Raw genomic sequence first — 22,886 nt, 5'->3', positions numbered from 1 at the left:
CGAGCCGCGGCCGCCCCGCTCACTCGCCGACCGTCGAGTTTCTCAGCCTGCGGCGAAGAATCTCGATGCTCGACGGCGGCGACGGCGGCGCGCCGCACGGTGGGCGTTGCTCGCGGTCGCGCTGCTCGCCGGCGCGTACGGGACCGCGGCGTTCGCGCAGGGCTCGAGCGGCGGCCAGGGCGGCGGGGGCGCGACCGCGGCGTTCGCGCAGGGCTCGAGCGGCGGGCAGGGCGGCGGGGGCGCGACCGCGGCGTTCGCGCAGGGCTCGAGCGGCGGCGGCGTCGGAGGCGCGACCGCGACGAACGCGCCCATCACCGGCCGCGGCGACGTGGCCGCCGGCCGCCGGCTGTTCCTGTCGGGCTGCGCCTCCTGCCACGGCGACGACGCGCGCGGCATCGCCAACCGCGCCCCGAACCTGCACGGCGCCGGCGCCCAGGCCGCCGACTTCTACCTGCGCACCGGGCGCATGCCGCTCTCCGAGCCCGACGACCAGCCCGTCCGCGCTCCCGTCCAGTACACCGAGCGTGAGATCCGGCAGCTCGTCGCGTACGTCGGCTCGCTCGGCGGGCCGCCGATCCCGCGGGTCGACCCGGCGGCCGGCGACCTCGCCCGCGGGCGCGAGGTGTTCACCAGCAACTGCGCGGGCTGCCACCAGATCGTCGCCCGGGGCGGGATCGTCACCGGCGCGACCGCGCCGCCGCTGCAGGACGCGACGCCGACCCAGATCGCCGAGTCCGTGCGCACGGGGCCGTACCTGATGCCGAACTTCAGCGAGCGCCAGATCAGCGACGCGGACCTCGACTCCGTCGTGCGCTACGTCCTGTGGACGCGCGCGCCCGACAACGCGGGCGGCTGGGGCATCGGCAACATCGGGCCGATCCCCGAGGGCATGGTCGCGTGGCTCATCGCGATCGTCGCGCTCATCGGGGTCGCCCGCCTGATCGGGGAGCGCACCCCATGAGCCTGCTCGCGCGCCTCATCGCCGCGATCGCCGTCTGGAAGCGCGTCGTGCGCCACCGCCACGACGACACGGGCCTGCCCGAGCCGGAGGCCGACCCGCGCGAGCGCGAGATCCAGGCCGACCGGCGGGCCGAGACGCTCGTCGCGCTGCTCCTGTTCGCCGCCGCGGCGTGCGCGATCGCGTTCATCGTCTTCTACGTCGTCGACGACGACACCCAGCTGCTCGGCCTCGCCGCCGGCCTGGCCCTGGCCCTCATCGCCGCCGCCCTCATGGTCGCCGGCCTGCGGGTCGTCCCGCAGGTCACCGAGGTCGAGCCGCGGCCCGAGCTCGACGACCGCGTCGAGCAGGAGGAGGTCGTCGACGAGGTGCGCCGCGGCGGCGAGGGCGTCTCGCGCCGCAAGCTGCTGTTCGCCGCCGGCGGGGCGGCGGGCGCCGCCGTGGCGGCGGCCGCGGTCGTCCCCGCGGCCTCGCTGGGCCCGCGGGTCGACCACCGCCCGGGCGAGTCCCCGTGGCGCCGCGGCACGCGCCTGATGACCGAGGACGGCGTGCGGCTGCGCGCCGCGGACGTCACGCCGGGCGCGTTCGTCACCGCGTTCCCGGAGGGCGCCGACATGCGCGAGCTCGGCTCGCCGGTGATCCTCGTCCGCCTGCCGGTCGCGGACCTGCGCCTCCCCGCCGCGCGGGCCCGGTGGGCGCCCGAGGGCATCCTCGCGTACTCGAAGATCTGCACGCACTCAGGGTGCGCGATCGCGCTGTTCCGCAGCCCGAAGTACGAGCCGACGTCGCGCCCGCCGGGGCTCGTCTGCCCGTGCCACTACTCGACGTTCGACCCGGCCGCGGCGGCGAAGGTCGTCTTCGGGCCGGCCGGGCGGCCGCTGCCGCAACTGCCGCTCGAGATCGACGCGGAGGGCGTCCTGCGCGCCTCCGGCCCGATGTCGGGTCCGGTCGGGCCGGCGTGGTGGGGGGTGGCCGAGGCGTGAGCGTGCTGCGCCGCCGCTCGCGCGACCCGCTGGCCGAGCCCGTGGCCTTCATCGACCGCAGGCTCGGCGCCGCGCCGTTCCTCAGGGCGGCGCTGAAGTACGTCTTCCCCGACCACTGGTCGTTCCTGCTCGGCGAGATCGCGCTGTACGCGTTCATCGCCCTGATCGCGACCGGCACGTACCTGGCGCTGTTCTTCGTGCCCAGCACGGGAGAGACCGTGTACTCCGGCGGCTACGAGCCGCTGCAGGGCGCCACGATGTCGCACGCGTACGCATCGACGCTCTCGCTGTCGTTCGACGTGCCCGCCGGCCTGCTCATCCGCCAGACGCACCACTGGGCGGCGCTCGTGTTCGTCGCCGCGATCGTCGTGCATCTCATGCGGATCTTCTTCACCGGCGCGTTTCGCAAGCCGCGCGAGCTGAACTGGATGGTCGGCGTGACGATGCTCGCCCTGGCGATCCTCGAGGGCTTCGCCGGCTACTCGCTGCCCGACGACCTGCTGTCCGGGATGGGCCTGGCGATCGCCAACGGCGTCGCGCTGTCGCTGCCGCTGATCGGCGGCCAGTTCGCGACGCTCGTGTGGGACGGGCAGTTCCCCGGCAGCGAGGTGTTCGAGCCGCGGCTGTTCATCGCCCACGTCTTCATCCTCCCGGCGATCCTCGGCACGCTGATCGCGGTGCACCTGGCGATGATCATGCGCCAGAAGCACACGCAGTTCCGCGGGCCCGGGCGCACCGAGCGCAACGACGTCGGCACGCCGATGTGGCCAGGGTACGCGCTGCGCACCCTGGGCTGGATGTTCGCCGTGTTCGCCGTCCTCGTGCTGCTCGGCGGCCTCGTGCAGATCAACCCGGTCTGGCTCTGGGGCCCCTACGAGCCGTGGCAGGGGACCAACGGCGCGCAGCCCGACTGGTACCTGGGCTGGCTGATCGGCGCGCTGCGGATCATGCCGAACTGGGAGCTGCGCTTCGGCGGGCACACGTGGATCCCCAACCCGTTCTTCGGCGGGGTCCTGTTCCCGAGCGTCGTCTTCGCCGTCCTGTACGCGTGGCCGTGGTTCGAGCAGCGCTTCGTCACGCGCGACCGCCTGCGCCACGAGCTGCTCGACCGCCCGCGCGACAACCCGTGGCGCACCGCGGTCGGCGTCGCGTTCTTCACGTGGGTGTTCACCGTCTTCGCCGCCGGCGCCGCGGACCGCCTGCTGCTCTCGATCGGCTTCCCGTACGAGGGCCAGGTGTGGTTCTTCCGCGGCGCCTGCGTCGTCGCCCCGCTCGTCACCGGCGGGATCGCTCTGCGCGTCTGCCGGGAGCTGCGGGCGCGGGAGCTGCACCCGCTGCGCGGCTGGGACGGCGAGGAGGTGGTGCGCACCGCCGCGGGCGGCTATCGAGGCGGGCCGCCGACATGACCGACACGGTGCGGGCGTGGGCGGCGTGGTGGGTGATCAGCGCCGCGCTGTGGCTGGCGCTCGTCGACCGGAACGCGCTGGACGAGCTGGTGACCGGCGCCGTGGCCGCGGCGATCGCGGCCACGGGCGCGGTGCTCGTGCGAAGCCAGCGCGAGCGGCTGACGCGCGTGCGGCCGGTCTGGGCGCTGCGGGTGCTGCGCAGCTCGGCGGGCCTGGTGACCGACCTGCCGCTCCTCGTCGCTGTCCTGTGGCGGCGGGGCGTGCTGCGCCGCGACGAGCACGGCCGGATCGTGGAGCGGCCGTTCGCATCGACGGAGGCCGACGACCCGGTGCAGGCGGGCGACCGGGCGGCCGCGCAGGCCGTCGGCTCGCTCGCGCCGGCCGGCGTGGTCGTCGACGTCGACGTCGATCGCGGCGTGATCGTCGAGCACCGCCTGGAGGCGGCCGGATGAACGCCTGGCTGTGGGCGGCGGCGATCCTCGGCGCCGCGCTCGTCCCGCTGGCGATCGCGGCCGCTCTGCGCCCGCCGCGCGGGGGCGTCACGGCGCTCGAGGCCGCCGGCGCCGACGCGGTGCTCGTCCTGCTGCTGCTCGCCGAGGGGACGAAGAGCCAGTCGTTCGCGACGCTCGCGCTCGTCGCCGCGGTGACCGGGTTCGTCGGCGGCGTCGCGTTCCTGCACTTCCTCGAGCGGGTGCGGTGATGGTCCGCGACGTCAGCGCCATGGTCCTGCTGTTCGCCGGCGTCGCCGTCCAGCTGCTCGCGGTGCTCGGCGTCACGCTCCTGCGCGACGCGCTCGACCGCGTTCACTTCCTCGCGCCCACGACGCTCGCGACGGTGCTCGTCGCCGCCGCGGTGGTGGTGCGCGAGTCGTTCTCGCTGATCGGCATCGCGGCGCTGCTCGTCGCCGGCTTCGCCCTGTTCACCGGGCCGGTGCTCGCGCACGTCACCGCCCGGGCGCTGCACCGCGCCGCGGAGCGCGAGCCATGATCGCGCTGCAGGCGGTCGCCCTCGCCGTGGTCGCCGTGGCCGGCACGGCGACCGTGCTGGTGCGCGAGCCGGTGCGCCAGGCGGTCGTGTCCGGCATCTTCGGCCTGACCCTGGCGATCCTGTTCTTCGTCTACCAGGCGCCGGACGTCGCGCTGTCGCAGATCGTCGTCGCCTCGGTGGCGGTGCCGCTCATGGTGCTGCTGACGATGGCCAAGCTGCGCCGGGAGGGCGACGACGACGAATGAGCCGGCGGGCGCGCGCCCTGCTCGCGGTGGTGTCGCTCGCCGGCCTGGCGGCACTGCTGGCGTGGGCGGCGACGGGCCTGAACGACGTGGGCGACCCGCCCGGGCCCAACGCGACCCGGGTCCCGCTGCTGCTCGCCCACGAACGCCAGGTGGCGAACGCGGTCAACGGCGTGACGTACGACCTGCGCGCGACCGACACGCTCGGCGAGGAGCTCATCCTCTTCGTGGCGGCGCTCGGCGTCGCCATCCTCCTGCGCACGGGGCCGGATCGCGAGCAGGAGGCGCAGGAGTCCGACCGCGAGCGCGGGCGGGAGACGTCGAGCGCCCTGCGGGTGGTGGGCGCCGTGCTCGTCGCGCCCGTGCTGGTGCTCGGCCTGTACGTCGTCACCCACGGAACCCTCACGCCGGGCGGCGGCTTCCAGGGCGGCGTCCTCCTGGCCGCGGCGCTGCTGCTCGTGTACGCCGCCGGGCAGGTCGTCGCGCTCGAGCGTCTCCGGCCGGTCGACCTGGTCGAGACGGCCGAGGCGACGGGCGCGCTGGCGTTCGCCCTCGTCGCGCTCGGCGGCATCGTCTTCTCCGGCGCGCTGCTGGCGAACTTCATCGGCCTCGCGCCGATGGGCGCGCTGACCTCGGGCGGGACGATCCCGGTGCTCAGCGTCGCCACCGGCGTCGAGGTCACCGGCGCCGTGACGCTGATCCTGACCGAGTTCCTCGACGAGGCGCTCATGCGCGGAGGGCAGCGGTGAGCTTCGTCCCGTACCTCGTCGCGGCGTACCTGCTCGTCATCGGGTTGTGGGGCGTCATCACCAGCCGGCACCTGGTCCACATGGTCGTGTGCCTGTCGGTGGCGCAGGCGTCGACGTACGTGCTCCTGCTGGCGATCGGCTACCGCACGGGGGCGTCCGCGCCGATCTACGGCTCGGTCATGCCGAGCGACCCGGTCGTCGACCCGGTCGTCCAGGCGCTGACGCTCACCGACGTCGTCGTGCAGGCGACGGTCACGGCGGTGCTGCTCGCGCTGACCGTGCAGGCGCACAAGCGCTTCGGGACCGCCGACCCCGACCGGCTCGGAGCGCTGCGCGGATGAGCGCGGTCGCGCCCCTCACGTTCCTCGTGCCGATGCTCTGCGCGGGCGTCGTCGCGGTGACGTCGCCGCTGTCGCGCCGCGGCCTGGCGATCGTGCTCGCGCTCGGCGGGACGACGGCGAGCGCGATGCTCTGCGCGGTCCTGCTCGGCCACACGGCGGACGGCACGGTCGTCGAGTGGCTCGGCGGGTGGCAGCCGCGCGGCGGCGTCGCGTTCGGCATCGACATCGCCGCCGACCGGCTCGGCACGGGCCTCGCGCTCTTCAGCGCCGTGCTGTCCGTGTTCGCCGCTGTGCTCGCCGCGCGGCTGATCGCCGTCACGCCGGCGCTCTTCCATGCCGTGGCGCTGCTGTTCTCGGCGGCGATCGTCGCGTTCTGCCTGACCGGAGACCTGTTCGACCTGTTCGTCTTCTTCGAGCTGATGAGCGTGTCGGCGTACGTGCTCGTCGGCTACGAGGTGCGCCAGCGCGCCCCGCTGGAGGGCGCGCTGACCTTCGCCGTGACGAACACGGCCGGCTCGATCCTGATGCTGTTCGGCATCGGGCTCGTCTACGGCGAGACCGGCGCGCTGAACCTCGCGCAGATCGGGCGCGTGCTCGGGGAGGCCGGGCCGAGCGGGACCCTGGTCGTCGCGTTCGGGCTGATCGCGGTCGGGCTTCTCGTGAAGGCCGCGACCGCGCCGTTTCACCTCTGGGTCGCCGACGCCTACGCGGTCGCGCCGACGCCCGTGTGCATCATGCTCGCCGGGGTCTTCTCCGAGCTCGGCCTCTACGGGCTCGCGCGCGTCTGGTGGACCGCGTTCGAGCCCGCGCTGGGCGCCGGAAGCGGCTCGCTGCGCCTGATCCTCGTCGTGCTGGGGGCGGCGACGGGAGTGGTGGGCGCCGCGCTCGCGCTCGCGCAGCATCACGTCAAGCGGCTGCTCGCCTACGTGGCGATCGCCCAGGTCGGCGTGATGACCGTCGGGGTGGGGCTGCTCAGCCCGGACGGCCTCGGCGGCACGGCGATCTTCCTCGTCGGCGACGGGCTCGTGAAGGCCGCGCTGTTCGTCTGCGTGGCGGTCGTCCAGCACCGCTACGACCGCGTCGACGTCCGGGCGCTCCGCGGGCGCGCGCGCGAGCTGCCCGTCATCGCCGCGGTGTACGGGCTGGCGGCGCTGGCGATCGCGGGCGCGCCCCCGTTCGGCTCGTTCCTGGGGCGCGCGCTGATCGAGGACGCGGCGCTCGAGCTGCCCGGCTACGCGTGGGTGCCGGCGGTCCTCGCGCTCGTGTGCGCGCTGTCGGCCGGCGCGCTGCTGCGCGCGGGCGCACGCGTGTTCGGCGGGTGGGGTGCACGCGCGCCGCACGATCCGATGGGGGAGTCGCCGGACGCGGGCGAGGAGGAGACCGCCGACGAGTCCGGCGAGGTCCCGCGGGCCACCTCGCCGTGGCTGTGGGCGCCCGGCGTGGTCCTCGTCGCGGGCGCGCTCGCCTGGGGCCTCGTGCCCGGCCTGGCCCACGCGGCGGCCGACGCCGCCGCGTCGTTCTGCGACCCCGCCGGCTACGCGCACGCGGTGCTCGGCGGACGCGCGGTCCCCGCACCCGCGGTCCCGCACGTCCACGACCCGGGTCCCACGGCGTTCCTCTACGCGGCGGCCTCGATCGCCGGGGCGCTCCTCGTGGCGGTGCTCGGACTGCGCGAGAACGCGCCCCCGCGGCCCGGCCAGGCGATCGCCGACCGGATCCGGGCGCTGCACAGCGGCCATCCCGGCGACTACGTCGCCTGGGCCGCCGCGGGAGCGACCGTCCTCACCGCGCTGTTCGCGCTGACGCTGTCCTGACAATGCGCCACGGTACGCCCACGTACACCGCGTTTGCGATGCCGTCCTCGCGGGATAAGACACCGCGTGATGAGCAGCCGGATCTCCGTTCCGCCGTTCCTGCGCCAGCTCCGGGGCGACCCGCTCGGCCTGGGCCGCGCCGCGCAGTCGAGCCGCTCGGCGCGCCTCGAGCCGCGCACGAGGACCGCCGATCGCGTGGTCCAGTCGGTCTGCCCGTACTGCGCCGTCGGCTGCGGCCAGAAGGTCTACGTCAAGGACGAGAAGGTCGTCCAGATCGAGGGCGACCCGGACAGCCCGATCTCGCGGGGCCGGCTGTGCCCGAAGGGGTCCGCGTCGGAGGCGTACGTCAACAGCCCGATGCGGGAGCACAGGGTCCGCTACCGGCGCCCGCACGGCACCGAGTGGGAGGAGCTCGACCTCGAGACGGCGATGGACATGATCGCCGACCGCTTCCTCGAGACGCGCGCGCGCACGTGGGAGGACGCCGACGAGGACGGCAGGCCGCTGAACCGCACGCTCGGCGTGGCGGTCCTCGGCGGCGCGACGCTCGACACCGAGGAGAACTACCTCCTCAAGAAGATCTTCACGGCCGCGGGCGCGGTGTCCATCGAGAACCAGGCCCGCATATGACACTCCTCCACGGTCCCCGGTCTGGGGACCTCGTTCGGGCGCGGCGGCGCCACCACGTTCCAGCAGGACCTCGCCAACGCTGACTCGATCCTCATCATGGGGTCGAACATGGCCGAGCAGCACCCGGTGGGCTTCCAGTGGGTGGTGGAGGCCAAGGAGCGCGGCGCGAAGGTCATCCACGTCGATCCGCGCTTCACCCGGACCAGCGCGATGGCCGACGTGCACGCCGCCATCCGCCCGGGCACCGACATCGCCTTCCTCGGCGCGGTCATCAACCACATCCTCTCCAACGGCCGCGAGTTCACCGAGTACGTGCGCCACTACACGAACGCGCGCGTGGTCATCAAGGAGGAGTTCCGCGACACCGAGGAGCTCGACGGGCTCTTCTCCGGCTTCGACGAGGAGGCCCGCGCGTACTTCATCGACACGTGGGGCTACGCCGGCACCGAGGGCGAGCTTCCCGGCGGCGGCAAGCTGCAGACCGGGGACGTGTCGGGCGACATCGCCCACGGTGCGCACGGCATGAAGCTCGAGAAGGGCGAGCCGCCCGAGGAGGACTGGACGCTCGAGCATCCCAACTGCGTCTTTCAGATCCTCAAGCGCCACTACGCCCGGTACACGCCCGAGATGGTCGAGGAGGTCTGCGGCGTCCCGCGCGAGCGCTTCCTGCAGATCGCCGAGATCCTGTGCGAGAACTCCGGGCGCGAGCGGACCGGGGCCGTCTGCTACGCGGTCGGCTGGACGCAGCACACGCACGGCGTGCAGAACATCCGCGCCGCGGCGATCATCCAGCTGCTGCTGGGCAACATCGGCCGCCCCGGCGGCGGCATCCTCGCCCTGCGCGGCCACGCGAACATCCAGGGCTCGACGGACATCCCGACGCTCTACGACGTGCTCCCCGGCTACATCCCGATGCCGCACCCGGACTCGGGCGACAACCTCGACCAGTACGTCCACCTCAACGGACCCGACACGGGCGCCTGGGGCTCGCTGCGCAGCTACGTCGTCAGCCTGTTCAAGGCGTGGTGGGGCGACGCGGCGACGGCCGAGAACGAGTTCGGCCTCCACTACCTGCCGCGCATCGACGGCGACCACTCGCACTATCCGATGATGCTGCGGATGCTCGATCGCGAGACGACGGGCTTCATCGTCATCGGGCAGAACCCGGTCGTCGGCTCCGCGAACTCCTCGCTGCAGCGGCGCGCGCTCGCCCAGCTCGACTGGCTCGTCGTGCGCGACACGAACGAGATCGAGACCGCCTCGTTCTGGTACGACTCGACGGAGATCGAGACCGGCGAGATGCGCACCGAGGACATCGGCACCGAGGTGTTCTTCCTGCCCGCCGCCGCGCACACCGAAAAGGACGGCACGTTCACGAACACGCAGCGGCTGCTGCAGTGGCACTTCAAGGCGGTCGAGCCGCCCGGGGACTGCCGATCGGACCTCTGGTTCGCCTACCACCTGGGGCGCCGGCTGCGCGAGAAGCTCGCGGGTTCGGCGCTCGATCGCGACCGGGCGCTGCTGGACCTCACCTGGGACTACCCGACGCAGGGGCCGCAGGACGAGCCGGACGCCGAGACGGTGCTGCAGGAGATCAACGGCCGCACGGCGGACGGGACGTTCGTGCCGAAGTACCAGGAGCTCGCCGAGGACGGCTCCACCACCTGCGGGTCCTGGATCCACGCCGGCATCTACGCGGACGGGATCAACCAGACGGCGCGCAAGAAGCCGCACACCGAGGAGAACTGGATCTCGCCGCAGTGGGGCTGGGCGTGGCCCGGCAACCGCCACATCCTCTACAACCGCGCGTCGGCCGACCCCGAGGGCCGGCCGTGGTCGGAGCGCAAGCGCTACATCTGGTGGAACGAGGAGGAGGGCCGCTGGCACACCTGCGGCGACGCGCCGGACTTCGAGCCCGACAAGGCGCCCGGCTACGTGCCGCCGGAGGACGCCAAGGGCATGGACGCGCTCACCGGCACGGAGCCGTTCATCCTTCATCCGGACGGGCTCGGCTGGCTGTACGCCCCGCAGGGCCTGGTCGACGGCCCGCTTCCGTCCCACTACGAGCCGCAGGAGACGCCGGTCGTCAACCGCCTCTACAACCAGCAGCTCAACCCGACGCGCCAGCTCTTCCACCGGCCCGAGAACCCGTACAACCCCTCGGCGGCGCAGCCGGGCGCCGGCGCCTTCCCGTTCGTGCTCGGCACGTACCGGCTCACCGAGCACCACACGGCGGGCGGCATGTCGCGCTCCGTGCCGTATCTCGCCGAGCTGCAGCCCGAGGCCTTCTGCGAGGTCAGCCCGCGGCTCGCTCGGCTGCGGGGCCTCGAGCACGGGGGCTGGGCGACGATCGTCACGACGCGGGCCGCGGTCGAGGCGCGCGTCATGGTGACCGAGCGCGTCCAGCCGCTCCGTGTCCAGAGCCGGGTGATCGAGACCGTCGGCCTGCCCTACCACTGGGGCCGCCGCGGGCTGGTCAAGGGCGACGCGGCGAACGAGCTGACATCGCTCGTGCTCGACCGCAACGTGCACATCGCCGAGTACAAGGTCGCGACCTGCGACATCCGACCCGGCCGCCGGCCGCGGGGACCGGCGCTCAAGGCGTTCGTCGACGAGTACCGGCGTCGCTCGGGAGCGAGCGAGTGAGCCGCCTCGAGGTGCGCACCTACGGCGCGGAGGCGAAGCCGCGCGTCGGCTTCTTCACGGACACGTCGATCTGCATCGGGTGCAAGGCCTGCGAGGTGGCGTGCAAGGAGTGGAACCGCGTGCCGGAGTCGATCCAGGGCTTCACCGGCAACTCGTACGACAACACGATCGACCTCGGGGCGAACACCTGGCGCCACGTGGCGTTCGTCGAGCAGCGCAGGCCCATGGGCGTGGACGCGGCGGCGGAGTCGCTCGTCGAGGCGGCGGCGCTCGACGCGCTCGTCGACGAGACCGGCCTGCAGACCTACCAGGAGGCCGACGGCATGCGCTGGCTCATGGCCTCCGACGTCTGCAAGCACTGCACGCACGCCGCCTGCCTGGAGGTCTGCCCGACCGGGGCGCTGTTCCGCACCGAGTTCGACACGGTCGTCGTCCAGCAGGACATCTGCAACGGCTGCGGCTACTGCGTGCCGGCCTGCCCGTTCGGCGTCCTCGACCAGCGCGAGGGCGACGGGCGCGTGTGGAAGTGCACGCTCTGCTACGACCGGCTCAAGGACGACAAGGAGCCGGCATGCGCGCAGGCGTGCCCGACGAACTCGATCCAGTTCGGCGAGCTCGACGAGCTGCGCGAGCGGGCCGGCCGGCGGCTGGAGCAGCTGGCCGCGGCCGGCCAGGACGACGCGCAGCTGTACCTCGCCGACTCCGAGGACGGGGTCGGCGGCGCCGGCGCGTTCTTCCTGCTGCTCGACGATCCGGAGGTCTACGGACTGCCCCCGGACCCGGTGGACACCACCCGCGACATCGGCTCGATCTGGGCGGCGGCGGGGCTGGCGGCCGCCGGCCTCGGCGCCGCGCTGGCCGGCGCGTTCCTCGGGGGGCGGCGGTGAGCGCGACCGTGCCAGCCACGAACGGCGGGCCGCCGCGCTCCTACTACGGCCAGCCGGTCATCAAGGAGCCGATCTGGACGCCGCAGATCCCCTGGTACTTCTTCGCCGGCGGGCTGGGCGGCGCGTCCGCCGGCCTGGCGTACCTCGCCGGGCGGACCGGCAACGACGTGCTCGCGCGGCGCGCGTGGCTGGCGGCGCTGGGCGGCGTGGGCATCAGCCCGGCGCTGCTGATCTCCGACCTCGGCGTGCCCAAGCGCTTCTTGAACATGCTGCGCATGTTCAAGGTCACCTCGCCGATGAGCGTCGGCTCGTGGATCCTGGTGGTGAGCGGGACGGCGACGGGGGTGGCGGCGGTGAACTCGGCGACGGGGCGCCTGGCGCGGATGTCGGCGGTCGCGCGCCCGGTCGCGGCGGTGGCGGGGCTGCCGCTGTCGACGTACACGGCCGCGCTCATCGCCCAGACCGCGGTGCCGGTCTGGCACGAGGCGCACCGCGAGCTGCCGGCGATCTTCGCGTCGGGCGCCGCGGCGAGCGCGGGGGCGACGGCCGCGATGCTCACGCCGGTGGCGAGCGCCGGGCCGGCGCGGCGGCTGGCGGTGCTCGGGTCGCTCGGCGAGCTGGTCGCGGTGCAGGTCATGGAGCACCGGCTCGACGAGCTCGCCGACCCGTATCACTCGCCCGACGCCGAGCCGTTCACCCGGGCAGCGCGGCTGCTGACCGCGACGGGCGCGCTGCTGCTCGCGGGCGCGGCCCGGCGGCGCCGGGCGGCCGCGGTGGCAGGCGGTGCGATGGTGCTGGCGGGGGCGGCGTGCGAGCGCTGGAGCGTGTTCAAGGCGGGGCTGATCTCGGCCCGCGACCCGAGCTACACGGTCGGGCCGCAGCGCGACCGGGTGCGGACGCGGCGCGGCCTCGGCGCGATCAGGACGGCGGTGCGGCGGTGACGCTGCCCACCGACGTCGAGGTGTCGCGGGCGCTGAACGCGCTGGCGACGACGATCAACGACCAGCGGGTCGGCTCGTTCGCCGCCGAGCGCTTCCAGCAGATCGTGGACGGCGCGCTGTCCGGCGAGCGCAAGCTGGTCGTGCAGCCGGGCGGCGCGAAGGCGGGGCGGATCGTCACCGCTGACGACGGACGGCTCGTCGCCGAGGTGCGCTGGGCGGGCGGTTCGTGGGACGTCGAGCGCAAGATCACGGCGCAGGGGTCGTCGTGGGCGGTGCCGCGCTGATGCGGACGCCGGCCGAGCTGCGCGGCTGGGTCGGCCGCGGGGTCTATGACCCGTTCGACCGGCGGATCGGCGTGGTCGCCGGGCTGCGCGCCGACCGCGCGACGGGCGCGCCGGAGTGGCTCGTCGTGGCCCTGGCGGGCGACGGCCACGGCGGCGGTCTGCGCGCGGTGCCGGTGGCCGGGTCGGAGCCGAGCGGGTTCGCGGTGCGCGTCACGCCGTCGGCCGATCGCGTGGCGTCGTCGCCGGCGCTGCCGGACGAGGACGACCTGCCGGTCGAGCGCGACCGCGCGATCGCCGAGCACTACGGCCTCGTATCCGACACGGCGGCGTCGCCGTCCGGCATCCCGCGGCGGCGGGAGGCGATCCGCGCCCGGGCGCAGCCGGAGCGCGGCGGTGGCGGGCCGGACGTCGGTCCGGCGCATCGGGCGGCGCTCGTGGACGCGCTGCGGCGCGCGCACGCGATGGAGCAGGCGGCGCTCGAGCAGCTCGCGACGGCGATGTCGGAGTCCGAGGACGACGAGCTCGTCCACGATCTGACGCTGCACCACAAGCAGACGCGCCGGCACGCCGAGCGGCTGCGCGAGCGGCTGTGGATGCTGCGCGCCGACCGTTCCAAGCCGCGCGACGCGGGCGCGAGGGTGCGCGCGTTCCTCGGTGCCCGCCGGCGCGCCGGGACGGGACGCTCGCCGGCGCAGCGCGTGCCGGCGCTGGCGGACCTGGAGCGCCGGGAGATCGAGGCCTACGACGAGCTCGAGCGCCTGGCCCGGGCGGCCGGCGACGAGGGGACCGCGCAGCTCGCCCGCGACAACCGCGCCGACGAGGAGGCGATGCTCTCGACGCTGCGCGCCGGACGCGCGCGCCTCACCGCCACCTGACCCGAGAAGGGCCGCATGCGGTCCGAAACTCGGGACACTCCCGTCGCCGCCGCAGTCAGTGGCCGGTCGACGAGAAGTGCATGTAGTCCTTCGTGTTCCCGGTCCACGCGCCGCCCCAGCCCCAGCCGATCGACCGGAACGCGCGGATCGCGCGCCGGGTGACCATGCCGGGCCGGTGTCTGGAGCGGTCGAAGTACGGCCGGGTCGCCGGGTCGCGGCTCTGGCCGCAGCCGACGTAGGGGTTCTCGAGCGGGTTGACGTCGACCGCGAGCCCGTAGGCGTGCATCGACCACGACCCGGTGCCGGTCCCGCTCGAGCACGGTGAGGGGACTGCCTGGCGGCAGTGGAACGAGCCGGTCACGTCGTCGTCGGCGGGGCGCCCGCGCGGCGGGCCGTACATGTCGTCGAGCGCCATGTGGCGGATGGGGAAGTGCAGGCGGTAGAGCCTGCGAAAGACGCCCGCGAGCGGCTCGGCGGCGCGCTCGTTGACGATCAGCTGCCCGGTGTGGCCGCGCCGGTCGAACCCGCGGTAGGTCACGGCCAGCAGGCGCAGCTCGCCGAGACCGACCGGGCAGCCCTTGTGCCAGAAGCCGCCGGCCTTCAGCTGCGTCTTGACGGGCGCCGGCAGCGGCTGGACCGAGGAGTGAAACGGCGAGAACAGCACCGCGGATGCCGCCAGAGCGCCGAGCACGACGCCAGGGATGCTACGCCCGCCGGGCGACCGGCGTTGCGCCCCTGCGGCTCGGGTGGGAGAGTCGCTCCGCGATGTCGGAGATGTGGAACGGGCCGTTCTGCCTCGACGATCGCTCTCGCCGGCATGGAGCCCGAGGTGCGCGACCAGATTCGTCGCCGAGCGCTCGACCGGCTCGCAGCCGTCGCCCGGGCCGGCCACGAGGGGCTCGTCCTCGACGGCTGCGCGCTCATCGCCTCGGGGCGGCGGCCGCCCGCGGGGTGAGGCGGCCCGGCCGGCCTGGCTAGCCTGGAAACATGAGCGTCGCCGCCCGTCCGCTGCTGCAGTTCGACAACACGTTCGTGCGCGACCTCCCCGGCCTGTACGAGCCCTGGGAGGCGGCCCGCGCGCCCGCGCCGCGGCTGCTCGCGCTCAACGACGGGCTCGCCGAGGAGCTGGGAGCCGATCCGGCGGCGCTGCGGACCGGCGAAGGCGTCGCGATCCTCGCGGGCAACACCGTGCCTGAGGGGGCGTCGCCGGTCGCGCAGGCGTACTCGGGCCACCAGTTCGGCGGCTTCTCGCCCCGGCTCGGCGACGGCCGCGCGCTGCTGCTGGGCGAGGTGCTCGACGTCCGCGGGCACCGCCGGGACCTCCACTTCAAGGGCTCGGGCCGCACGCCGTTCGCCCGCGGGGCCGACGGCCGAGCGGCGGTCGGGCCGATGCTGCGCGAGTACGTCGTCGGCGAGGCGATGCACGCGCTCGGCATCCCGACGACGCGGGCGCTCGCGGTCGTCGCCACCGGCGAGAACGTCGTGCGCGAGACGGTCCTGCCCGGCGCGGTGCTCACGCGCGTCGCGGCCAGCCACCTGCGCGTCGGCACGTTCCAGTACGCGGCCTTGACGCGCGACCCCGCGCTCGTGCGGCGCCTCGCCGACCATGCCATCGCGCGCCACCATCCCGCGGCGGCCGAGGCCGCCAACCCGTACCTCGCGCTGTTCGAGCACGTCACGCGCGCGCAGGCCGACCTGATCGCGCGCTGGATGCTCGTCGGCTTCATCCACGGCGTGATGAACACCGACAACATGACGATCTCCGGCGAGACGATCGACTACGGCCCGTGCGCCTTCATGGAGGCCTACGACCCGGCGACGGTGTTCAGCTCGATCGACCACGGGGGCCGCTACGCGTTCGGCAACCAGCCGTCCGTCGCCCAGTGGAACCTGGCGCGGTTCGCCGAGACGCTGCTGACGCTGATCGACGCCGACCAGGAGGCCGCGATCGCCGCCGCCACGGGTGTCCTCAACGCCTTCACCGACCGCTTCGACGCGCGGTTCGCGGAGGGGATGCGCGCGAAGATCGGCCTCGCCGGGGATCCGGGCGACGACGGCGCCCTGATCGCCGACCTGCTCGCGCTGATGGTGCCCCAGGGCGTCGACTTCACCTCGCTGTTCCGCGCGCTGGCCACGACCCTGCGCGGCGGCCCCTCGCCCGCCCGCGACCTCTTCGCCGACCGCGCGCCGTTCGACGCCTGGTCGGAGCGCTGGCGCGCCGAGCTCGCCCGCGAGGGCCGCGACCCGGCGGCGACCGCCGCGGCCATGGACGCGGTCAACCCGGTCTACATCCCGCGCAACCACCTGGTCGAGGAGGCGCTCGCCGCGGCGACCGCCGGCGACATGGCGCCCTTCGACCGCCTCGTCGACGTCGTCACGCGACCGTTCGAGGAGCGCGACGGCCTCGAGACCTACGCCGAGCCCGCGCCTGACGGCTTCGGCACGTACGTCACGTACTGCGGCACGTAGCCGAGCCGTGGTGAGCCCCGCCTCGGCGTGGAGGAGTACGGATGCGCGGCCCGGTGCGCCGATCGACGCTGGGCACCATGCGCTCGCTGTGCCGTGTCGCCGCCGTTCTGGTGATCGGCGGCCTCGCCGCGTGCGGCGGCGGATCGCCGTCGGCTGAGCGGCGTCTGTCGCTGCGGCCCTGCACGATCGGCGGAGTCCATGCGCGCTGCGCGACGGTGCACGTCGCGGAGGATCCCTCCCGCCCGGCCGGCCGGCGGATCCCCATCCGGGTCGCCGTCGTCCCCGCCCGCGACGGCGAGGCGCGGCGCGACCCGCTCTTCTACTTCGCCGGCTGGGGAGCGGCGGCGATCGAGGACGAGCTGGCGACCGCGACCCCGATGCTCGCCGAGGTCAACCGCACGCGCGACCTGGTCTTCGTCGACCAGCGCGGCACCGGCGGCTCGAACCGCCTGGCCTGCGCGGTTCCGCCTTTGGGCGAGCAGGCGTCGCTGCGCGCCGTCACCGGTGCGGTGCGCCGGTGCGCGGCGCGCATAGGACCCGGGCTGCGCTTCTACACCACGACGGTCGCCGTCGACGACTTCGACCGCGTACGCCGGGCCCTCGGCTACGACGACATCGACGTGTATGGCATCTCGTACGGCGGGACGACCGCGCAGGCCTACCTCGCGCGCCACGGCGCACACGTGCGCTCGATGGTCCTCGACGGCGCGTCGCTGCTCGACGTGCGGGTCTTCGAACGCGGCGCGCGCAACGCTCAGCGTGCCCTGGACATGCTCTTCGCGCGGTGCCGCGCCGACGCGGCCTGCCACGCGGCCTTCCCCGACCCGCGCGCCGACTACGCGCGCATCGCCGCGCGGCTGGGCCGCCGGCCGTACTGGGTGGCGGGGTCCAACGTGCCGTTCGACCGCTTCGCGCTGGCCAACGCCGTGGACGCACTATTGGACTACACGCCGAACAAGGCGGCGATCCCGCTGCTGCTCCATCTCGGGGCGCAGGGGCAGCTGACCGGCCTGGCCCGCGTCGTCGCGGCCGACCCGCCCACCGAGCAGCTCGCCTACCCGGCGCTGGTCGGGTGCAGCGAGCGCTGGGCCGAGCAGCGTCCCGGTGTGATCGCCCATGAGAGCGCCGGAAGCTTCATCGCGCCTCTGCAGCGACGGTCGATGGCGCTCACCCGAGCGGCCTGCCGCGTGTTGCCGCGCGGCGTGGTCGACCCGGCGCTCGGCCGGCGGGTCCGGTCGCGCGCGCCGGTGCTGCTGCTCACCGGCGCGGAGGACACGGCCGACCCGCCCGCCAACGTCGCCGGCGCGCGGCGCGAGCTGCCCAACAGCCGGACCGTCGTGTTCCCGGCCGCGGGCCACGGGCAGCTGCTGCTGCCGTGTGCGCAGCGCCTGATCGCCGCGTTCGTGCAGCGGGGCACGGCCGAGTCGCTCGACGCGTCCTGCGCCCGCACCGCCGCCCGGCGGCCGTTCCTCACGCGGCCGTGATCACCCGAGCGCCCCGAGCACCCGGTCCGGCCGCAACGGCAGGTCGCGGATGCGCACGCCGGTCGCGTGGAAGAACGCGTTGCCGACCGCCGCCGCGGTGCCGACGATCCCGATCTCGCCGATGCCCTTCACGCCGAGTGGGTTGACGTCGGGGTCCTCCTCGTCGATCCAGTGCGCCTCGATCGACGGGATGTCGGCGTTGACGGGCACGTGGTACTGGGCGAGGTCGTGGTTGAGGTAGTCGCCGAACTCGAGGTCGACGACGCTCTCCTCCATCAGCGCCATCGCCATCCCCATCGTCATCCCGCCGATGAACTGCGAGCGGGCGGTCCGAGGGTTCAGGATGCGGCCGGCGGCGAAGACGCCGAGCAGCCGGTCGACGCGGATCTCGCCCGAGTCGACGTCCACGCGCAGCGTCACGAACTGCGCACCGAACGCGTGGCGCGACAGCTCCTTCTGTCGCTCGAGATCCTCGGTCGTGTCGTAGGTCGCCTCGACGGTGTCCGTCCCTGAGGGGCCGCCGGAGGCGTCGAGCTGCGCGCGCAGCGCCCGGCACGCGCCCTGCACCGCCGAGCCCCACGACGCCGTGCCCGCGGACCCGCCCGCCACCGGCGCGTGCGGCAGGGCGCTGTCGCCGACCATCATCGTCACCTGCCCGGGCTCGACGCCGAGCGTCTCGGCTGCCACCTGCGTGAGCACCGTGCGGGCGCCCGTCCCGATGTCGGTGGCGCCGATCCCCACGACGAAGTGCCGGCCGCCGGCCTCCGCCCGGGCGAACGCCTGCGCCGGCCGGCACCGCGCCGGGTACGTCGACGACGCCACGCCGCTGCCGACCAGCCAGCGGCCCTCGCGCCGCGTGGACGGGCGCGGGTCGCGGGCGTCCCAGCCGAAGCGCGCCGCGCCCTCGCGCAGGCACGCGACGAGGTTGCGCGAGCTGAACGGCACGCCCTCCTCGGGATCGACCTCCGGGTCGTTGCGGACGCGCAACGCCACCGGGTCGATCCCGGCCGCCACCGCGAGCTCGTCCATCGCCGACTCCAGCGCGTACATGCCGGGACACTCGCCGGGCGCGCGCATCCACGACGGGGTCGGGACGTCGAGCGCGGCGACCAGGTGCGTCGTGCGCCGGTTCGCACCCGCGTACATGACGCGCGTCGGCGTCGCGGTCTGCTCCGCGAACTCGCGGACCGTCGACGTCTGCTCCTGCACGTCGTGGCCGATCGCGACCAGCCGCCCGTCCGCGTCGGCGCCCAGCCGCATCCGCTGGACCGTCGGGGTGCGGTACCCGGTGATCTGGAACATCTGCTGGCGCGTGACCGCAAGCTTCACCGGACGCCCGGTGACCTGGGCCGCGACGGCCGCGAGCACCGCGTGCGGCCGCGGCGTGCCCTTCGAACCGAACCCGCCGCCGACATGCTCGGCCACGACGCGCACCCGCTCGTCGGCCAGCCCGAGGACCTTCGCCACCGGTGCCCGCGCCGTCGGTGCGCCCTGCGACGACTCGTACAGCGTCAGCCCGTCCTCGTCCCACACGGCGAGCGTCGCGTGCGGCTCCATCGGGTTGTTGTGGAACGCGGGGGTCGTGTACGTCACGTCCACGCGCACCTCGGCGGCGGCGAACGCGCCGTCGAAATCGCCGAACGACGTGTCGGTCGGGTAGTTCGGGTTGACCTTCTCGGGGCGGTAGAGCTTCGGGTGATCGCGCACGAGCAGGACGTCGTGGCCCTCGGCGGCGTAGTCGACGCGCACGAGCGCCGCCGCCTCGCGTGCGGATTCCAGCGACTCGGCCACCACCACCCCGACGATCTGCCCCCGGTAGGAGACCTCAGGCGCCTGCAGCACCCGGAGCTCGTGGTCGTCGACCGGCTGCAGACGCGGCGCGTTCTCGTGGGTGATCACCGCGACGACCTCCGGCGCCGCCAGCGCGGCCGCGGTGTCTATCGCCTCGATCCGCCCGCGCGCGACGGTCGACGTGACGATCCACCCGTACGCGACGCCGTCCGCGGAGTGCTCGACCGCATACCGCGCGGCGCCCGTGACCTTCGCGCGCGCCTCGACGCGCGGCAGCGGCAGGCCGGTGCTCATCGCGCCAGCTCCACGAGCGTCCGCTCGAGCACGTTGCGCGCGAGGCCGACCTTGTAGGCGTTGTCGCGCAGCGGGCGCGCCTGCGCGAGCTCGGCCTCCGCGGCGCGGGCGAACGCGGCCTCGTCCGCCGGCCCGCCGCGCAGCGCCTCCTCGGCGCGCCGCGCCCGCCACGGCGCGTGCGCCAGGCCGCCCAGCGCGATCGCGCAGTCGCCGACGCGTCCCTCGTCGTCGAGGCGGAGCACGGCGGCCACGGAGACGAGCGCGAAGGCGAAGGACGCGCGCTCGCGGACCTTGCGGTAGCGCGATCGCGCACCGGCGGCCGCCGGCGGCAGCGTCACCGCGGTGATCAGCTCGGCGGGCTCGAGGACGGTGTCGCGTGCCGGGTCGTCGCCCGGCAGGCGATGCAGCCCCGGCATGCCGATGGTGCGCTCGCCGCCCGGCCCCTGCACCGAGACCGTCGCGCCGAGCGCCGTCATCGCGACCGCCATGTCCGACGGATGCGTCGCCACGCACGCCGGCGAGTGCCCGATGACGGCCAGGTTGCGGTGCTCGCCCTCCACCGCCGGGCAGCCCGACCCGGGGCGCCGCTTGTTGCACGGCTTCGTGACGTCCTGGAAGTAGGGGCAGCGCGTGCGCTGCAGGAGGTTGCCGCCGACCGTCGCGAGGTTGCGCAGCTGTCCCGACGCCCCCTGCAGCAGCGCCTGCGCCAGCACCGGGTAGCGCGACAGGACCAGGGGATGCGCGGCGAGGTCGCTGTTGCGCACGGCTGCGCCGATCCGCAGCCCGCCGCCCTCGACCTCCTCGACGCAGTCGAGCGCCAGCCGGCTGACGTCGATGAGGTGCTCGGGGCGCTCGACGCCGAGCCGCATGAGGTCCACGAGGTTCGTACCGCCGCCCAGGTAGCGTGCCGGACCGCCGTCGAAGCGCGCGGCGGCGGCCACGGCCCCGGCGGCGTCGACCGCGCGCTCGTACGTGAACGGCCTCATCGCGACGCCTGCGCGATCGCCGCCACGATTCCCGGATAGGCGCCGCACCGGCAGATGTTGCCGCTCATCCGTTCGCCGATCTCGCGGTCGTCGAGGGCCGGCGGATCCCCGCCGAGGTCCTCGGTCACCGCGCTGGGCCAGCCGGCGCGCGCCTCGTCGAGCATGCCCACCGCCGAGCAGATCTGGCCCGGCGTGCAGTAGCCGCACTGGAAGCCGTCGTGCTCGACGAACGCCTCCTGGACGGGGTGCAGCCGCTCGCCGTCGGCCAGCCCCTCGATCGTCGTGACCCGCGCGCCGTCATGGGCGACCGCGAGCGCCAGGCACGCGTTGGCGCGCCGGCCGTCGAGCAGGATGGTGCAGGCGCCGCACTGGCCGTGGTCGCAGCCCTTCTTCGCGCCGGTCAGCCCGAGCTGCTCGCGCAGCAGGTCCAGCAGCGAGGTCCTCGTGTCGATCGTCAGGCGGTGCTCGCGCCCGTTGACCTCGAGCGCGATCTCCGCGCGCTGCGGGTTGGCGGCCATGCGCGGCGGGGTACCCGAGGTCGAGCCGGCCAAACGGCGCCGCGGCTAGCCGCGCACCGCGGCGATGCTCTCCTCGAGCGCCTTCATCAGGTCGCTCGCCACCGCCGGCGTCTCCGGCTCGTCGGGCGTCTCGATCTCCTGGCCCTTGCGCTTGGCCTTGACGAGCTGCTCGACCTGCTTGCGGTGGCGGTCCTCGTAGGCGGTCGGGTCGAAGTCGCTGCCGAGCGCCTCGATCAGCTTGACCGCCTGGTCGATCTTCTTCTTCGCCGGCCGCGACCTCCGGGGCCTGGCGTCGCCCAGCGCGCTCGCGGGCCGCAGCTCATCGGCGAACAGCAGCGTGCTCAGCGTGATCACGCCGTCGCGCACCCGCATCGCCGCGAGGTACTCGCGCGTGCGCAGGACGAAGCGCCCGAGCGCCGCCTCCCCGGCCTGATCCATGACCTCGGCGAGCAGCCGGTACGCGCGCGCCGCGCCCTCGCCGCCGACGGGCACGACGAAGTACGTGCTGTCGTAGAGGGCCGGGTCGATCTCGGCGACGTCGACGAACGCCTCGATGTCGATCGTGCGTGTCCTGCGCGGCTCGAGCGCGGAGAGCTCGTCGTCGGTCACCATGACGCACTCGCCGTCGACCTCGTGGCCGTGGGCCACCTCGTCCCAGTCGACCGGCTTGTCCTCCTTCGAGCAGACCCGCCGGATCTCGATCCGCGTCCTGGTCTTCTCGTCGACGAGGTTGAAGTGCGGCGCCAGGTCGCGGGTCGCGCTGCGCAGCGCCACCGGCACGTTGACGAGCCCGAAGCTCACCGCCCCCGTCCACAGCGAGCGCGGCGCCATCAGCCCCGCACCGCCTTCACGCTCGCCTGCAGCGCCGCCGCCAGGTCGTCGTCGGTCTCCTCGGGCTCCTCGGCCGCGGGCAGCTCGACGTCCTCGCCCTTCGCCTTGCGCTCGAGGTAGTCGAGCACGCGAGAGCGGTACTCGTCCTCGTACTGCTGGGGCTTGAAGCGCTGGTGCAGCCCCTTCGTCAGCTGCGCAGCCATCTTGATCTCGCGGTCGGTGGGCCTGCGCTGCGGCTTGGCCACGTCGATGTCGCCGGCGTCGACGAGCTCGTCGGCGTAGCGCATCGTGCTCATCTCGAGCAGGTTGTCCTCGCCCGCGCGCACCGCGACGAGCTGCTCGCGGCCGCGCAGCACGACCCGCCCGATCCCGACCCGGCCGGTCTTCTTCAGTGCCGCGTGGAGGACCGCGTACGGCTCCCTTCCGTCGTCGCCCACGCCGAGGTGGTACGGACGGTCGTAGAAGACGGGGTCGACCTGCTCGCCCGGCACGAAGTCCTCGATCTCGATCGCCTTGCGCGCCGGCGCCTCGATCGCCTTGATCTCCTCGTTGGTGAGGAGCACCCAGCGCCCCTTGCTGGTCTCGTAGCCCTTCACGATCCGTTCGGACGGCACCTCGCGGCCGGTCTTGGAGGAGACGCGCCGATGCTCGATCGGCGCACCGTCCTTCGCGTGCAGCTCGCGGAAGTGCACGGTGCGGTCCTCGACAGCCGAGAACAGCTTGACCGGCACGACGACCGACCCGAAGGTGATCGCGCCGTTCCAGATCGA

General features: G+C 74.2%; 24 protein-coding genes. 18 read left to right on the top strand and 6 right to left on the bottom strand.

Going from position 1 to position 22,886, the window contains the following annotated elements:
• Positions 1 to 106: 106 nt before the first annotated feature.
• The 15 genes from qcrC (at position 107) to DSM104329_RS23940 (ending at position 13,743) form a co-directional block, all read left to right on the top strand.
• Positions 107 to 961: a cytochrome bc1 complex diheme cytochrome c subunit gene (gene qcrC, locus DSM104329_RS24010; RefSeq protein ID WP_259312387.1), complete on the top strand. Its 855-nt coding sequence runs from the start codon at positions 107 to 109 to the stop codon at positions 959 to 961.
• Positions 958 to 1,941 carry a QcrA and Rieske domain-containing protein gene (locus tag DSM104329_RS24005; RefSeq protein ID WP_259312386.1) on the top strand — a complete coding sequence of 328 codons (984 nt, stop codon included), beginning with the start codon at positions 958 to 960 and terminating at the stop codon, positions 1,939 to 1,941. The genes qcrC and DSM104329_RS24005 overlap by 4 nt, the downstream gene beginning before the upstream one ends.
• Positions 1,938 to 3,347 (top strand): cytochrome bc1 complex cytochrome b subunit, encoded by a 1,410-nt coding sequence (gene qcrB, locus DSM104329_RS24000; RefSeq protein WP_259312385.1) that lies wholly within the window; start codon positions 1,938 to 1,940, stop codon positions 3,345 to 3,347. The genes DSM104329_RS24005 and qcrB overlap by 4 nt, the downstream gene beginning before the upstream one ends.
• On the top strand, positions 3,344 to 3,799 hold the full coding sequence (locus DSM104329_RS23995) for a hypothetical protein (protein WP_259312384.1): 456 nt from the start codon (positions 3,344 to 3,346) through the stop codon (positions 3,797 to 3,799). Before qcrB ends, DSM104329_RS23995 begins: the two co-directional genes overlap by 4 nt.
• Positions 3,796 to 4,047 (top strand): monovalent cation/H+ antiporter complex subunit F, encoded by a 252-nt coding sequence (locus tag DSM104329_RS23990; RefSeq protein WP_259312383.1) that lies wholly within the window; start codon positions 3,796 to 3,798, stop codon positions 4,045 to 4,047. The genes DSM104329_RS23995 and DSM104329_RS23990 overlap by 4 nt, the downstream gene beginning before the upstream one ends.
• Positions 4,047 to 4,334: a monovalent cation/H(+) antiporter subunit G gene (locus DSM104329_RS23985; RefSeq protein WP_259312382.1), complete on the top strand. Its 288-nt coding sequence runs from the start codon at positions 4,047 to 4,049 to the stop codon at positions 4,332 to 4,334. Before DSM104329_RS23990 ends, DSM104329_RS23985 begins: the two co-directional genes overlap by 1 nt.
• A complete protein-coding gene (locus DSM104329_RS23980; RefSeq protein WP_259312381.1) occupies positions 4,331 to 4,579 on the top strand; it encodes a Na(+)/H(+) antiporter subunit B in 249 nt (82 codons plus the stop codon). Before DSM104329_RS23985 ends, DSM104329_RS23980 begins: the two co-directional genes overlap by 4 nt.
• Complete coding sequence (locus DSM104329_RS23975; protein WP_259312380.1) at positions 4,576 to 5,325, top strand: MnhB domain-containing protein; 750 nt, start codon at positions 4,576 to 4,578, stop codon at positions 5,323 to 5,325. Before DSM104329_RS23980 ends, DSM104329_RS23975 begins: the two co-directional genes overlap by 4 nt.
• On the top strand, positions 5,322 to 5,666 hold the full coding sequence (locus tag DSM104329_RS23970) for a sodium:proton antiporter (protein ID WP_259312379.1): 345 nt from the start codon (positions 5,322 to 5,324) through the stop codon (positions 5,664 to 5,666). Before DSM104329_RS23975 ends, DSM104329_RS23970 begins: the two co-directional genes overlap by 4 nt.
• Entirely contained in the window at positions 5,663 to 7,480 is a 1,818-nt protein-coding gene (locus DSM104329_RS23965) for a complex I subunit 5 family protein (protein WP_259312378.1), read from the top strand. The genes DSM104329_RS23970 and DSM104329_RS23965 overlap by 4 nt, the downstream gene beginning before the upstream one ends.
• A 69-nt stretch (positions 7,481 to 7,549) precedes the next feature.
• The gene (gene fdh / locus DSM104329_RS23960) at positions 7,550 to 10,756 is read left to right on the top strand and encodes a formate dehydrogenase (protein WP_259312377.1); all 3,207 of its coding nucleotides are present in this window, start codon (positions 7,550 to 7,552) and stop codon (positions 10,754 to 10,756) included.
• Positions 10,753 to 11,643 carry a 4Fe-4S dicluster domain-containing protein gene (locus DSM104329_RS23955; protein ID WP_259312376.1) on the top strand — a complete coding sequence of 297 codons (891 nt, stop codon included), beginning with the start codon at positions 10,753 to 10,755 and terminating at the stop codon, positions 11,641 to 11,643. Before fdh ends, DSM104329_RS23955 begins: the two co-directional genes overlap by 4 nt.
• An 8-nt stretch (positions 11,644 to 11,651) precedes the next feature.
• Complete coding sequence (gene nrfD / locus DSM104329_RS23950) at positions 11,652 to 12,584, top strand: NrfD/PsrC family molybdoenzyme membrane anchor subunit (protein WP_259312375.1); 933 nt, start codon at positions 11,652 to 11,654, stop codon at positions 12,582 to 12,584.
• Positions 12,581 to 12,868, top strand: coding sequence for a hypothetical protein (locus DSM104329_RS23945; RefSeq protein ID WP_259312374.1), 288 nt, complete (start codon positions 12,581 to 12,583; stop codon positions 12,866 to 12,868). Before nrfD ends, DSM104329_RS23945 begins: the two co-directional genes overlap by 4 nt.
• A complete protein-coding gene (locus DSM104329_RS23940; RefSeq protein ID WP_259312373.1) occupies positions 12,868 to 13,743 on the top strand; it encodes a ferritin-like domain-containing protein in 876 nt (291 codons plus the stop codon). Before DSM104329_RS23945 ends, DSM104329_RS23940 begins: the two co-directional genes overlap by 1 nt.
• Positions 13,744 to 13,798: 55 nt before the next feature.
• Here DSM104329_RS23940 and DSM104329_RS23935 read toward each other — a convergent pair whose 3' ends face one another.
• Positions 13,799 to 14,434: a M15 family metallopeptidase gene (locus DSM104329_RS23935; protein WP_259312372.1), complete on the bottom strand. Its 636-nt coding sequence runs from the start codon at positions 14,432 to 14,434 to the stop codon at positions 13,799 to 13,801.
• Positions 14,435 to 14,560: 126 nt separating this feature from the next.
• Here DSM104329_RS23935 and DSM104329_RS23930 point away from each other — a divergent pair, with 126 nt between their 5' ends.
• From DSM104329_RS23930 to DSM104329_RS23920, 3 genes are read left to right on the top strand one after another with little or no spacing between them, the layout of a single operon-like run.
• Positions 14,561 to 14,698, top strand: a complete 138-nt coding sequence (locus DSM104329_RS23930; protein ID WP_259312371.1) for a hypothetical protein — start codon at positions 14,561 to 14,563, stop codon at positions 14,696 to 14,698.
• A 32-nt stretch (positions 14,699 to 14,730) separates the two neighbouring features.
• Positions 14,731 to 16,212 (top strand): protein adenylyltransferase SelO, encoded by a 1,482-nt coding sequence (locus DSM104329_RS23925; RefSeq protein WP_259312370.1) that lies wholly within the window; start codon positions 14,731 to 14,733, stop codon positions 16,210 to 16,212.
• A 41-nt stretch (positions 16,213 to 16,253) separates the two neighbouring features.
• Positions 16,254 to 17,696 (top strand): alpha/beta hydrolase, encoded by a 1,443-nt coding sequence (locus tag DSM104329_RS23920; protein ID WP_259312369.1) that lies wholly within the window; start codon positions 16,254 to 16,256, stop codon positions 17,694 to 17,696.
• Here the strand turns inward: DSM104329_RS23920 and DSM104329_RS23915 are convergent, their stop codons facing one another.
• Genes DSM104329_RS23915 through ku (DSM104329_RS23895) form a run of 5 tightly spaced genes read right to left on the bottom strand, consistent with a single transcriptional unit; the run spans position 17,697 to position 22,883 of the window.
• A complete protein-coding gene (locus DSM104329_RS23915) occupies positions 17,697 to 19,781 on the bottom strand; it encodes a xanthine dehydrogenase family protein molybdopterin-binding subunit (RefSeq protein WP_259312368.1) in 2,085 nt (694 codons plus the stop codon).
• Positions 19,778 to 20,767: an FAD binding domain-containing protein gene (locus tag DSM104329_RS23910; protein ID WP_259312367.1), complete on the bottom strand. Its 990-nt coding sequence runs from the start codon at positions 20,765 to 20,767 to the stop codon at positions 19,778 to 19,780. Before DSM104329_RS23910 ends, DSM104329_RS23915 begins: the two co-directional genes overlap by 4 nt.
• Positions 20,764 to 21,285: a 2Fe-2S iron-sulfur cluster-binding protein gene (locus DSM104329_RS23905; protein WP_259312366.1), complete on the bottom strand. Its 522-nt coding sequence runs from the start codon at positions 21,283 to 21,285 to the stop codon at positions 20,764 to 20,766. The genes DSM104329_RS23910 and DSM104329_RS23905 overlap by 4 nt, the downstream gene beginning before the upstream one ends.
• Positions 21,286 to 21,330: 45 nt before the next feature.
• Positions 21,331 to 22,116 (bottom strand): non-homologous end joining protein Ku, encoded by a 786-nt coding sequence (gene ku / locus DSM104329_RS23900; RefSeq protein ID WP_259312365.1) that lies wholly within the window; start codon positions 22,114 to 22,116, stop codon positions 21,331 to 21,333.
• Positions 22,116 to 22,883, bottom strand: coding sequence for a non-homologous end joining protein Ku (gene ku, locus DSM104329_RS23895; RefSeq protein ID WP_259316255.1), 768 nt, complete (start codon positions 22,881 to 22,883; stop codon positions 22,116 to 22,118). Before ku (DSM104329_RS23895) ends, ku (DSM104329_RS23900) begins: the two co-directional genes overlap by 1 nt.
• Positions 22,884 to 22,886 lie beyond the last annotated feature (3 nt).

Source organism: Capillimicrobium parvum (assembly GCF_021172045.1).
GTDB lineage: Bacteria > Actinomycetota > Thermoleophilia > Solirubrobacterales > Solirubrobacteraceae > Capillimicrobium > Capillimicrobium parvum.
Note: the sequence above shows the minus strand (reverse complement) of the source record. Positions and strands in the feature narration are given on the sequence as shown.